The sequence below is a fragment of the Kocuria sp. KH4 genome (assembly GCF_053711175.1).
Genome location: NZ_JBSJYX010000041.1, coordinates 1 through 11,947, shown reverse-complemented (window position 1 = coordinate 11,947; position 11,947 = coordinate 1). Strand labels below are relative to the sequence as shown.

At 73.6% G+C, this 11,947-nt stretch carries 10 protein-coding genes; 7 read left to right on the top strand and 3 right to left on the bottom strand.

The window, feature by feature from the left end; genetic code table 11:
• Positions 1-63: 63 nt before the first annotated feature.
• Positions 64-1,521 (bottom strand): GMP reductase, encoded by a 1,458-nt coding sequence (gene guaB1 / locus ACWCOM_RS18190; RefSeq protein WP_454550157.1) that lies wholly within the window; start codon positions 1,519-1,521, stop codon positions 64-66.
• A 266-nt stretch (positions 1,522-1,787) separates the two neighbouring features.
• Here guaB1 and ACWCOM_RS18185 point away from each other — a divergent pair, with 266 nt between their 5' ends.
• The 3 genes from ACWCOM_RS18185 to ACWCOM_RS18175 all read left to right on the top strand — a co-directional run bounded on the left by ACWCOM_RS18185 (position 1,788) and on the right by ACWCOM_RS18175 (position 6,567).
• Entirely contained in the window at positions 1,788-5,627 is a 3,840-nt protein-coding gene (locus tag ACWCOM_RS18185; RefSeq protein ID WP_454550156.1) for a multifunctional oxoglutarate decarboxylase/oxoglutarate dehydrogenase thiamine pyrophosphate-binding subunit/dihydrolipoyllysine-residue succinyltransferase subunit, read from the top strand.
• A 129-nt stretch (positions 5,628-5,756) separates the two neighbouring features.
• Complete coding sequence (locus ACWCOM_RS18180) at positions 5,757-6,356, top strand: GDSL-type esterase/lipase family protein (RefSeq protein WP_454550155.1); 600 nt, start codon at positions 5,757-5,759, stop codon at positions 6,354-6,356.
• Between the two features lie 136 nt (positions 6,357-6,492).
• A complete protein-coding gene (locus ACWCOM_RS18175; RefSeq protein ID WP_095343185.1) occupies positions 6,493-6,567 on the top strand; it encodes a 50S ribosomal protein bL37 in 75 nt (24 codons plus the stop codon).
• A 97-nt stretch (positions 6,568-6,664) separates the two neighbouring features.
• Here the strand turns inward: ACWCOM_RS18175 and rsrA are convergent, their stop codons facing one another.
• Both rsrA and ACWCOM_RS18165 read right to left on the bottom strand, forming a co-directional pair.
• Positions 6,665-6,931 carry a mycothiol system anti-sigma-R factor gene (rsrA, locus tag ACWCOM_RS18170; protein WP_454550154.1) on the bottom strand — a complete coding sequence of 89 codons (267 nt, stop codon included), beginning with the start codon at positions 6,929-6,931 and terminating at the stop codon, positions 6,665-6,667.
• A gap of 2 nt (positions 6,932-6,933) precedes the next feature.
• Positions 6,934-7,602, bottom strand: a complete 669-nt coding sequence (locus ACWCOM_RS18165) for a sigma-70 family RNA polymerase sigma factor (protein WP_047802491.1) — start codon at positions 7,600-7,602, stop codon at positions 6,934-6,936.
• 345 nt (positions 7,603-7,947) lie between these two features.
• On the opposite strand from ACWCOM_RS18165, the gene ACWCOM_RS18160 reads away from it, so the two are divergent.
• The 4 genes from ACWCOM_RS18160 (at position 7,948) to hisN (ending at position 11,839) form a co-directional block, all read left to right on the top strand.
• Positions 7,948-8,487 carry a DoxX family membrane protein gene (locus tag ACWCOM_RS18160; RefSeq protein ID WP_454550153.1) on the top strand — a complete coding sequence of 180 codons (540 nt, stop codon included), beginning with the start codon at positions 7,948-7,950 and terminating at the stop codon, positions 8,485-8,487.
• Positions 8,488-8,525: 38 nt separating this feature from the next.
• A complete protein-coding gene (gene aroA, locus ACWCOM_RS18155; RefSeq protein WP_454550152.1) occupies positions 8,526-9,881 on the top strand; it encodes a 3-phosphoshikimate 1-carboxyvinyltransferase in 1,356 nt (451 codons plus the stop codon).
• Positions 9,871-10,980: a ribosome small subunit-dependent GTPase A gene (gene rsgA / locus ACWCOM_RS18150; RefSeq protein WP_454550151.1), complete on the top strand. Its 1,110-nt coding sequence runs from the start codon at positions 9,871-9,873 to the stop codon at positions 10,978-10,980. Before aroA ends, rsgA begins: the two co-directional genes overlap by 11 nt.
• Before the next feature lie 61 nt (positions 10,981-11,041).
• Entirely contained in the window at positions 11,042-11,839 is a 798-nt protein-coding gene (gene hisN, locus ACWCOM_RS18145; RefSeq protein ID WP_454550150.1) for a histidinol-phosphatase, read from the top strand.
• Positions 11,840-11,947 lie beyond the last annotated feature (108 nt).

Below are 11,947 nucleotides of genomic sequence, written 5' to 3'. Positions count from 1 at the left end.
GGCAACTACTGAAGGAGTCCATGAGGGCTCCAGGATACCGGAGCGGGAGCTCCCGGGGCGCGCTCAGGACCAGCTGACCGGGCGCGCCCTGCCCTCCTCGTAGCCGGAGGCGGACTGGATGCCGACCACCGCGCGCGCCGCGAACTGCTCGAGGCTGGTGGCCCCCGCGTAGGTCATGGAGCTGCGCACGCCCGCGGTGATCTGGTCCACGAGGTCCTCCACGCCGGGGCGCTCGGGGTCCAGATACATCTTGGAGCTGGAGATGCCCTCCTCGAACAGGCCCTTCCGGGCCCGGGCGAAGGCGCCCTCGCCCCGGGTGCGCTCGCGCACCGCGCGGGTGGACGCCATCCCGAAGCTCTCCTTGTACGCGCGCCCGTCGGCGTCGACGTTGAGCTCCCCCGGCCCCTCGTGGGTGCCGGCGAACCAGGAGCCGACCATGACCTGGCTGGCGCCGGCCGCGAGCGCGAGGGCGACGTCGCGGGGGTGCTTCACCCCGCCGTCGGCCCACACGTGCCGACCCAGGCCGGCGGCGGCCTCGGCGCACTCGAGCACCGCGGAGAACTGGGGCCGGCCCACGGCCGTCATCATCCGGGTGGTGCACATCGCCCCGGGACCCACGCCGACCTTCACGATGTCCGCCCCGGCGTCCACGAGGTCCTGCACGCCGTCGGCGGTGACCACGTTGCCCGCCACCACCGGGACGTCCGGCGCCGCCGCGCGGACCTGGCCCAGGGCCTCGATCATCTTGCGCTGGTGGCCGTGGGCGGTGTCCACCACCAGCACGTCCACGCCGGCGTCCAGCAGCGCCCGCGCCTTGCCCCGGACGTCGCCGTTGATGCCCACCGCCGCGCCCACCCGGAGCCGGCCCTCGCCGTCGAGGGCGGGGGTGTAGATGGTCGAGCGGACGGTGCCCTTGCGGGTCAGCACGCCCACCACGGTGTCGCCGTCGAGCACCGGCGCCACGTGCGCCCGCGTCTGGGCGAGCCGGTCGTAGGCGGCGGCCAGGACGTCGTCCCCGGAGTGCGCGGAGACCTCCGCCAGCGAGAACACCGGGGCGTCGGTGCGCATGATCGAGCCCAGCTGGGTGAAGCGGTCCACCTCGGCGCAGTCCGCGGCGAGCACCACCCCGCGGTAGGCGCGGTCCGGGCCGCACACCACCACGGCCCCGTGGGGGCGCTTGTGCATGACGCCCAGGGCGTCGTGGACCGTGTCCTCCGCCCCCAGCACCACGGGCGTCTCGAAGCGCGGGGAGCGGTTCTTCACCCACGAGGTCACCTCGGCGATGACGTCCAGCGGGATGTCCTGCGGAAGGATGCCCAGACCGCCCCGCCGGGCCAGCGTCTCGACCATGCGGCGGCCGGTGACCGCCGTCATGTTCGCCGCGACCAGGGGGATCGTGGCGCCCGTGCCGTCGCGGGGCGTGAGGTCGACGTCGAAGCGGGAGGTGACCCGGGAGCTGGCGGGGACCAGGAAGACGTCGTTGTAGGTCAGATCGGACGTGGGGGTGTTGAGGAAGCGCACGCGGACCAGTCTAGCGGGGCGCCCACGACACGCGCCGCGGCGCCGGAGGCGCGGACTAGCCATGCCGCCGCGCAGATCACTAGACTCGCCGGAGGTACGGCCGCGCCCGGGTCACGACCGTCCGGCAGGTCCGGAGGACGCCGGCGGCTGTCACGGGAGACGGCCGGCGACGACCACCGGCGGGACCGGATGCTGCCGGGACCGACAACGCGAGGACCGGAGAGCCGGTCCCCGCGCGACCAACCTATGGAAGAGGCGTATTCCCCGTGCCACATCAGCCACAGCACCCCATCCCTGAAGAATTCGCAGGTAACGAGTGGCTCGTCGACGAACTGTTCGAGAAGTACCGGTCGGACAGGAACTCGGTGGACGCGAAGTGGTGGCCCATCTTCGAGGCGATGAGCGCTGACAACGGCACTGCGACGGAGCAGCCGGCCGCCCGGACGTCCACCGCACCGACCTCCACCGCCCAGGCCTCCGCCCCGGCGCAGCAGGCCCCCGCCCCGAAGGTCCCCGCCCCGAAGGCACCCGCCCCGCAGAGCGCCCCCCGGGCCGCGTCGACGTCGACGCCGGCCGCGGCCCCGCCCGCCACGAAGTCCGGCGCCAAGGCCGAGGGCCGCCCCGAGAACGGCCAGGGCGAGACCGAGTCGCGCCGCCCCATCCCGGCCCAGCCGGCCCGGGCCCGCGCCAGCGCCCCCAGCACGGACGCCCCCGCGGAGGACAGGGTCGTCAAGCTGCGCGGCCCCGCCAAGGCGGTGGCGGCCAACATGGACGCCTCGCTCACCGTGCCGACCGCCACGACGGTGCGCGCGGTCCCCGCGAAGCTGCTGATCGACAACCGGATCGTGATCAACAGCCACCTCGCCCGCAACCGCGGCGGCAAGGTCTCCTTCACGCACCTGATCGGCTACGCCGTGATCAAGGCGCTGGCCAACTACCCGTCCCAGAACGTCGTCTACGACGAGCAGGACGGCAAGCCGGCGGCCGTGCACCCCGCCCACGTCAACTTCGGGATCGCCATCGACATCCCGAACAAGGACGGCTCCCGCAACCTCGTGGTGCCCAACATCAAGGGCGCGGAGGAGATGTCCTTCCTGCAGTTCTGGAACGCCTACGAGGACATCGTGCGCCGGGCGCGCGCCAACGCGCTCACCATGGAGGACTACCAGGGCACCACGGTGTCCCTGACCAACCCCGGCGGCATCGGCACCGTGCACTCCGTGCCGCGGCTGTCCAAGGGACAGGCCTGCATCGTCGGCGTGGGCGCCCTGGACCACCCGGCCGAGTACCGGGGCTCCTCCCCGAAGACCATCGCCCGGCACGCCGTCTCCAAGATCATCACGCTGACCTCGACCTACGACCACCGCGTCATCCAGGGCGCGGGCTCCGGCGAGTTCCTGCGCCTGATCGAGTCCTACCTGCTGGGCGGGGACGACTTCTACGACGAGATCTTCGAGGCCCTGCGGATCCCCTACGAGCCCGTGCGCTGGGCCGTGGACAACCAGGTCAACCCCGAGATCCAGGTCAACAAGGTCGCCCGGATCCAGCAGCTCATCCACGCCTACCGCGTGCGCGGGCACCTCATGGCGGACACCAACCCGCTCGAGTACGTGATGCGCAAGCACCCCGACCTCGACATCCGCACCTACGGGCTGTCCCTGTGGGACCTGGAGCGCGAGTGGCCCACCGGCGGCTTCGGCGGCGCGGACGTGCTGAGCCTGCGCACCATCCTCGGCCGGCTCCGGGACGCCTACTGCCGCACCCTCGGCGTGGAGTACATGCACCTGCAGGAGCCGGAGGAGCGCGAGTGGTTCCAGGACCAGCTCGAGCACGGCTACCAGAAGCCCAGCCGCGAGGAGCAGTTCCGCATCCTCGGCCGGCTCAACGCGGCCGAGGCCTTCGAGACGTTCCTGCAGACGAAGTACGTGGGCCAGAAGCGCTTCTCCCTGGAGGGCGGCGAGTCCCTGATCCCGCTGCTCGACGAGATCATCGCCGACGCCGCCGACGCCGGGCTCGCCGGGGTGGGCATCGCCATGGCCCACCGCGGCCGGCTCAACGTGCTCACCAACATCGCCGGCAAGTCCTACGCCCAGGTGTTCCGCGAGTTCGAGGGCAGCCAGGACCCCCGCACCACCGAGGGCTCCGGCGACGTGAAGTACCACCTCGGCACGGAGGGCACCTTCACCTCCGACAACGGCAACGAGACCCAGGTCTACCTCGCCGCGAACCCGTCCCACCTCGAGGCGGCGGACCCGGTCATCGAGGGCATCGCCCGCGCCAAGACCGACGTCCTCGGCGCCGGGCCGGAGGGCGACGGCACCTACCCCGTGCTCCCGATCCAGGTGCACGGCGACGCCGCCTTCGCCGGTCAGGGCGTCGTGGCCGAGGTCCTGCAGATGGCGCAGCTGCCCGGGTACACGGTGGGCGGGACCGTCCACGTCATCGTGAACAACCAGGTGGGCTTCACCACCTCCCCGGCCGCGGCGCGCTCCACGACCTACGCGACCGACATCGCCAAGGGCCTGCAGGCGCCGATCTTCCACGTCAACGCGGACGACCCCGAGGCCGTCACGCACGTGGGGCAGATGGCGTTCGCCTGGCGCCAGGCGTTCCACAAGGACGTCGTGATCGACCTCATGTGCTACCGCCGCCGCGGCCACAACGAGGGCGACGACCCCTCGATGACCCAGCCGCTGATGTACAACCTCATCGAGGAGAAGCGCTCGACCCGCAAGATCTACACCGAGAACCTGGTGGGCCGCGGCGACATCACCCAGGAGGAGGCCGACCGGGCGCTCAAGGACTACCAGGAGCGCCTGGAGCGGGTGTTCGCGGAGACCCACGAGGCCCAGACCTCGTCCATCCCGCTGGTCACCGGCGACTCCGCGGCGATCTCGAACATCGAGCGGCCCTCCGCCCAGCAGGCGGACTCCGGGATCTCGGTGCCGCGGACCACGGCGATCTCCACGGAGGCCGCCCAGCGCCTGGGGGCGGTGCACGTGGAGATCCCCGAGGACTTCGCCGTGCACAAGAAGCTGCGCAAGCTGCTCGAGCGCCGGGAGGCGATGACCCGCGAGGGCGGCGTGGACTGGGGCATGGGCGAGCTCATGGCCTTCGGCTCGCTGATGATGGAGGGCATCCCGGTGCGCATGTCCGGCCAGGACGTGCGGCGCGGGACCTTCACCCAGCGCCACGCGGTGTTCTTCGACGCCGACACCGGGGCGGAGTGGACCCCGCTCAACCACCTCTCCGGGGACCAGGCCAAGCTGGCGATCTACAACTCGCTGCTGTCCGAGTACGGCGTGCTGGGCTTCGAGTACGGCTACTCCGTGGAGCGGCCCGACGCCCTGACCGTCTGGGAGGCCCAGTTCGGCGACTTCGTCAACGGCGCGCAGACCGTCGTCGACGAGTTCATCTCCTCGGCGGAGCAGAAGTGGGGCCAGCGCTCCTCGCTGGTCATGCTCCTCCCCCACGGCTTCGAGGGCCAGGGCCCGGACCACTCCTCGGCCCGGATCGAGCGGTTCCTGCAGCTGTGCGCCGAGCAGAACATGATCGTGGCCAACCCGTCCACCCCGGCCAGCCACTTCCACCTGCTGCGCCGGCAGGCCTACAGCCGTCCGCGCAAGCCGCTGGTCGTGGCCACGCCCAAGCAGCTGCTGCGGCTCAAGGCGGCGGCCTCCCCGATCGAGGAGTTCACCTCCGGGGCGTTCCGCCCGGTGATCGGCGACCAGGGCGGGCTGACCGCCTCCGAGGTCACCGACGTGATCCTGGTCTCGGGCCGGCTGTACTACGACCTGGCCGCCGCGCGCGAGCAGCGCCAGGACCGCAGCACCGCGATCGTGCGCGTGGAGCAGCTCTACCCGCTGCCGCTCGCGGAGATCCGGGAGGAGCTGGCCAAGTACCCGGAGGCGCGCCTCACCTGGGCCCAGGACGAGCCCGCCAACCAGGGGGCCTGGCCCTTCATGGCGGTCAACCTGGTGCCGCAGCTGGACCGCAGGGTGCGCCTGGCCTCCCGGCCCGCCTCGGCCTCCCCGGCCAACGGCTCGGCCAAGCGCCACGCCGCCGAGCTGGAGACGCTGGTCCAGACGGCCTTCGAGCGCAACTGAGCCCGCCCGGGGACGGCGGGGGCCCGGGCCCCCGCCGTCCCCGCACGCCCCCGCGAGTCCGGCGCCGGCCCGTGCCCCACGGGCCGGCGCCGCCCATGACCACCCGCACCCCCGACCAGAAAGAACGACGTGGAGCAACGAAGGATCAGAATTGTCGCAGTCGGTGACGAGCTGCTGGCCGGCGAGGGCGACCCGCGGGCCCTCGGCTGGTTCGGGCGCGTCATGGCCCGCACCCCGCACCACGTGGCCCCCGTGGCGGCCTACAACCTCGCCGCCCCCGGCGAGGGCAGCGAGTCCCTCAACGAGCGCTGGTTCGAGGAGGCGGCCCGCCGCTTCTCCTCCGGTCACGACAACCGCCTGGTCATCGCGCCCTCCACGCTGGACATCGACCTGTCCATCACGAGCGCCCGCTCCCGGCTGAACATGGCCAACATCATCGACACGGCGTCCCAGCACAACGTGCGGGTGCTCGTCGTCGGGCCCCCGCCCACGCTGGACGCCGAGCGCAACCGGCGCATCGCGGACCTCTCGGCCGCCTACGCCGACGTCACGACCCGGCGCAACCACGTCTACGTGGACACCTTCAACCCGCTGCAGCACCACGAGCAGTGGCGCAAGGACCTGGCCGCGAACCACGGCCACCCGGGACAGGCCGGCTACGGGCTGATGGCGTGGCTCGTGCTGCACCGCGGCTGGTACAACTGGCTGGACCTGCCCGAGCCCCAGTGAACCCGGCCTCCCGCACGTGTGAGACAATGGCAGGCAGTGCCTCGTCCGGCCGCCGCGGAACTCACCTGACCCCGCGGGAACGGACGCCGACACCCACGACCCGCCGCGGGCGACCGCGGACAGACAGGAGGCTCGCATGAGCAAGCGCGGACGCAAGCGCAAGGACCGCCGCAAGGGCGGCGCCAACCACGGCAAGCGCCCCAACGCCTGAGGTCCCCGGACCCGGCACCGCCGTGAACGGAAGGGCCCCGGACCGCTGAGCGGTCCGGGGCCCTTCCGTGTGCCCGGGCCGGGCGTGGCGGCGGCGCTCAGGCCGCGGGCGGCTCCTGGCGCTGGGCGTGCAGGCGGGCGAGGATCGAGACCCGCAGGTCGGCGGGGGCGGTCTCCGCGCAGGACCGGCGGACCACGGAGCGGATCACGCACTCCAGGTCGTACTCGCGCGCGCACTCCCGGCACTCGAGGAGGTGGCCGTGGATCTCGTCGAGGTCCCGCGCCGGGAGCACCCCGTCGAGGTACTCGTAGATCCGGCGGATCCGCTCGTCCGTGCAGTGTCCGAGGCTCTCGCAGTCGGCCATGTCTACTTGTCCTTTTCCTTCTTCTTGTCGCCGGTCACCTTGGACGTGTCGAAGCCGCGCTCGGCCGCGTAGTCGGCGAGCTTCTCGCGCAGCAGCTTCCGCCCGCGGTGCAGCCGGGACATCACCGTCCCGATCGGCGTGTCCATGATCTCGGAGATCTCCTTGTAGGCGAAGCCCTCCACGTCGGAGAAGTACACCGCCAGGCGGAACTCCTCGGGCAGCTCCTGGAGGGCCCGCTTGACGTCGCTGTCCGGCAGGTGGTCGAGGGCCTCCACCTCCGCCGAGCGCAGTCCCGAGGACGTGTGGGACTCGGCGCGGTGCAGCTGCCAGTCCTCCACGGTGTCGGTGTTCGCCTGCTGCGGCTCGCGCTGGCGCTTGCGGTAGAGGTTGATGTACGTGTTCGTGAGGATCCGGTACAGCCAGGCCTTGAGGTTCGTGCCGGGCCGGTACTGGTGGAACGCCGAGAACGCCTTGGTGTAGGCCTCCTGCACCAGGTCCTCGGCATCGGCGGGGTTGCGGGCCATCCGCAGGGCGGCGGCGTAGAGCTGGTCCACGTACTCCATGGCGTCCTGCTCGAAGCGCGCCTTCCGGGCCTCCGGGGTCTCGGTGTCGACGTCGACGGGCGGCTCGGTGCGCTGGGGGACGGCCCCCTGCTGGTTCTGCTCGTTCATCACGGCCCAGTCTACGGGGACCCGCCGGCCGGCCGGGGCCGGGGCGAGGGTGCTGACGGCGGTGCTGATGGCTGCTCCTTCCCCGGGCCTGCCGGTGTGCTCGCTGGTCGTCCGGCCGGGCGCCGGGGCTCCGGCGGTCCGTCCGCGGCGGGCGGGCCCGTGCGGGGCCGCTCGCCGTCCTCCTGCACAACGGAGGTCACGGGCGCCCGTATTCCCCGTCGCGGCGGGGCGCGGCTCGCCCGTGCCCCGCCGCCCGTGGCTAGGATGGGTCCAGCGGCGCCGTCCGCCGCACCAGTACCCGTCCGACAACGCCCCGCGGTCACGCCTGCCGCCGAGGAGGAATCCATGAGCATCGTCCGTCGCATCGCCCGCCCGCTGCTGGCCACCGGTTACGTCGCCAACGGGGTCGAGAGCTTCCGCAACTCGTCCCGCGCCGCCCAGCACCTCGCCCCCGCCGCCGCCGCGGTGTCCAAGGCCTTCCCGCAGGCCGGCCCCGCGCTGCAGAACCCGGCCGTGGTCGCCCAGGGGCTCGCCGCCGCGCAGGTCGGCGCCGCCGTGCTCTTCGGCCTGGGCCGGCTGCCGCGCCTGTCCGCCGGGGTGCTGGTGACCACCACCGCGCTCAACGCCTACGCCGACTACCGCGCCGCCGAGGCGGACACCGCGGAGCAGAAGGCCGCCCGCCGCACGACCGCCTTCAAGAACTCCTCCCTCGTCGGCGCCGTCCTGCTCGCCGCCGTGGACACCGAGGGCAACCCCTCCCTGCTGTGGCGCGCCGAGCACCTCGCCGGCGACGTCAAGAAGAACGCCTCCAAGCTCGGCAAGGACACCCAGAAGCAGGTCGCCAAGGCCGAGAAGGCCCTCCAGCACGCCGCCAAGCACAGCTGAGCCGGGGTCCCGCCGTCGTGCTCCCGTCCGAGGCCCCCGTGCCCGCACCCCGTCCCGACGAGCCGGAGCCGGCCCCGCAGCACGAGCTGTGGCCGGCTCCGTCCGCGGGCGGTCGCCCGGTCGTCGCCGAGCTGACGGTGCCGGGCTCCAAGTCCCTCACCAACCGGTACCTGCTCCTCGCCGCCCTCGCGGACGGCCCGTGCCGCCTGCGCTCCCCGTTGCACTCCCGCGACTCCCGGCTCATGGTGGAGGCCCTGCGCGCCCTCGGGGCCGACGTCGAGGAGGTCGCCGGGGACGGTGGGTTCGGCCCGGACCTGATCGTGCGGCCCGCCGCCTGGGAGGCCACGGACCCGGTCACGGTGGACTGCGGGCTCGCCGGCACCGTGATGCGCTTCGTCCCGCCCGTCGCCGCCCTGGGCCGCCGCCCGGTGACCTTCGACGGCGATCCGGGCGCCCGGGTGCGCCCGATGGGCCCGGTGGTCGACGCCCTGCGGGCGCTCGGCCTGCGGGTCGAGGACGACGGCCGCGGCCGGCTGCCCTTCACCGTCCACGCCACGGGCGGGGTGCCCGGCGGGGAGCTCGAGATCGACGCGACCGGCTCGAGCCAGTTCGTCTCCGCCCTCCTGCTCGCCGGGGCGCGCTTCGACCACGGCCTGCTGCTGCGCCACCGGGGCGCGGACGGGCGCGGCGTGCCCTCCATGCCGCACGTCGAGATGACCGTGGCGGTGCTGCGCGGGCTCGGGGTCGCGGTCGACGACTCCGTGCCCGAGCAGTGGCGGGTGGCCCCCGGGCCCGTCCGCGCCTTCGACGTCACCATCGAGCAGGACCTCTCCAACGCCGGTCCCTTCCTGGCCGCGGCCGTGGTCACCGGGGGGCGGGTCTCGGTGCCGCGCTGGCCCGGCAGCACCACCCAGGGCGGGGACCACTGGAAGCACATCCTGCCGGCCTTCGGCGCCGAGGTGGAGCTCACGGACGGGACCTTCTCGGTCACCGGCCCGCCGGTGGTCACCGGCGTGGACCTGGACCTCGGCGAGGCCGGGGAGCTGGCCCCCACCGTCGCCGCGATCTGCGCCGTGGCCACCACCCCGTCCCGGCTGCGCGGCATCGCGCACCTGCGCGGGCACGAGACGGACCGGCTCGCGGCGCTCGTGGCCGAGATCAACCGGCTCGGCGGGGACGCCGAGGAGACCGAGGACGGCCTGGTGATCCGGCCGGCCCCGCTGCACGGCGGCACGTTCCGCAGCTACGAGGACCACCGGATGGCCACCGCCGGGGCCGTGATCGGCCTGGTGGTGCCCGGGGTGCTCGTGGAGAACATCGGGACCACCGCCAAGACCCTGCCCGAGTTCCCGCAGCTGTGGGCCGGGCTCCTGGGGACCGGCCGTGGCGCGTAGGGACTCCGCCCGGCGCGACTGGGACGAGTCGGACGTCCGCGTCCGCCCGAACAAGTCCGGCTCCCGGCCCCGCACCAAGGACCGGCCGGCGCACCGGGACGCCGTGACCGGCCGCATCGTCACGGTGGACCGCGGCCGCTACACCGCGGTCCTCGACGAGGACACCGACCGCGAGCGGCTGGTCGTGGCGGTGCGCGCCAAGGAGCTGCACCGCCGGCCCGTGGTCGCCGGGGACCTCGTGGGCCTCGTCGGGGACGTCAGCGGCGCCCCGGACAGCCTCGCCCGCCTCGTGCGGATCGAGGAGCGGGCCACGGTGCTGCGGCGCAGCGCCGACGACACCGACCCGGTGGAGCGCGTGGTGGTGGCCAACGCCGACCAGCTCGTGGTCGTGGTCGCCGCGGCCAACCCGGAGCCGCGCACCGGCTTCATCGACCGCTCCCTCGTGGCCGCCTACGACGCCGGCATCGAGCCGGTCCTGTGCATCACCAAAACCGACCTGCGCGACCCCGCGGAGCTGATCTCCCACTACACCGCCCTGGAGCTGCCCGTGCTCGTCTCCGGGCCCGCGCGGGACGCCGCGGCCGCCGACGACGGAGCCACGCTGCCCCTCGACCGTGCCCTCGTGGAGGCCCTGCGCGCCCGGCTCGACGGCCACGTCTCGGTGCTGCTGGGGCACTCGGGGGTCGGCAAGTCCACCCTCGTCAACGCCCTCACGGGCGCGGACCGGGCAACCGGCGGGGTCAACGCGGTGACGGGGCGGGGACGGCACACGTCGTCGTCGGCGCTGGCCCTGAGGGTCGAGGACGCCTCCCCCGGCTCCTGGATCATCGACACCCCCGGCATCCGCTCCTTCGGCCTCGCCCACGTGGACCCCGACCGCATCGTGGAGTCCTTCGACGAGCTCGCCGAGGCGATCGCCGAGTGCCCCAAGGGCTGCCGCCACACCGAGGCCTCCCCCGGCTGCGCGCTGGACGACTGGGTGGCGCAGGGGCGGGCCGGGGACGCGGGCGGGTCGCGGCTGGCCTCGCTGCGCCGCCTCCTCGGCGCCGGGGAGCGCCCGGGCGAGTCCCGGGAGGACAAGGAGCTCGGCGTCCAGTGAGCCGGCGTCCGCCGGCCCCGGACCGGCCGGGCGCGCCACGGGTTCGGGGTAGGTTGGAGCAATGCGCAGCCCCAGCAACTACACCGACGACCTCCGCCTCGCCCACATCCTGGCCGACGCCGTGGACCGTCTGACCATGCGCCGGTTCAAGGCCCAGGACCTGACGGTGGAGACGAAGCCCGACCTGACCCCGGTCACGGACGCCGACCGCGAGGCCGAGCAGCTGATCCGCGCCCAGCTGGGGCGCACGCGCAACCGGGACGCCGTCATCGGCGAGGAGTTCGGCGCCAGCGGCAGCGGGGCCCGGCAGTGGGTCGTGGACCCGATCGACGGCACCAAGAACTTCGTGCGGGGCGTGCCGGTGTGGGCCACCCTGATCGCGCTCGTCGACGAGGGCCGGCCCGTGGTCGGGGTGGTCTCCGCGCCCGCGTTGGGGCGCCGCTGGTGGGCCGCGTCCGGGACGGGGGCGTTCACCGGAAAGTCCCTGGCCAACGCCCAGCGCATCCGGGTCTCGCAGGTCGGGCGGCTGTCCGAGGCCTCCCTGTCCTACTCCTCCCTGACCGGGTGGCGCGACCGCGGGGTGCGGGACCGCTTCCTCGAACTCACCGACGAGGTCTGGCGGACCCGGGCCTACGGCGACTTCTGGTCCTACTGCCTGCTCGCCGAGGGCGCCGTGGACCTCGCGTGCGAGCCCGAGCTGAGCCTGCACGACATGGCCGCGCTGGTGCCCGTGGTCGAAGAGGCCGGCGGACGCTTCACCTCCCTCGAGGGCGAGCCCGGCCCGTTCGGCGGCAGCGCGCTGGCCAGCAACGGCCTGCTCCACGACGAGGTGCTGGAGCTGCTGACCCCGTCCCCCTGATCCCGGTCCTCGGGCCCGGCGGAGCCGGGTGCCCGCGCCGGGTGCGGCGCCGGGCGATCCGGCCCGGCGATGCGAGAGGCCCGCACCGTCCGGTGCGGGCCTCTCGCA

Excerpts from the sequence above, each read along its gene's own strand:
- rsrA (WP_454550154.1), bottom strand. The coding sequence starts at position 6,931 with ATGGCCGACTGCGAGAGCCTCGGACACTGCACGGACGAGCGGATCCGC.
- ACWCOM_RS18165 (WP_047802491.1), bottom strand. The coding sequence starts at position 7,602 with ATGAACGAGCAGAACCAGCAGGGGGCCGTCCCCCAGCGCACCGAGCCG.
- ACWCOM_RS18160 (WP_454550153.1), top strand. The coding sequence starts at position 7,948 with ATGAGCATCGTCCGTCGCATCGCCCGCCCGCTGCTGGCCACCGGTTAC.
- hisN (WP_454550150.1), top strand. The coding sequence starts at position 11,042 with ATGCGCAGCCCCAGCAACTACACCGACGACCTCCGCCTCGCCCACATC.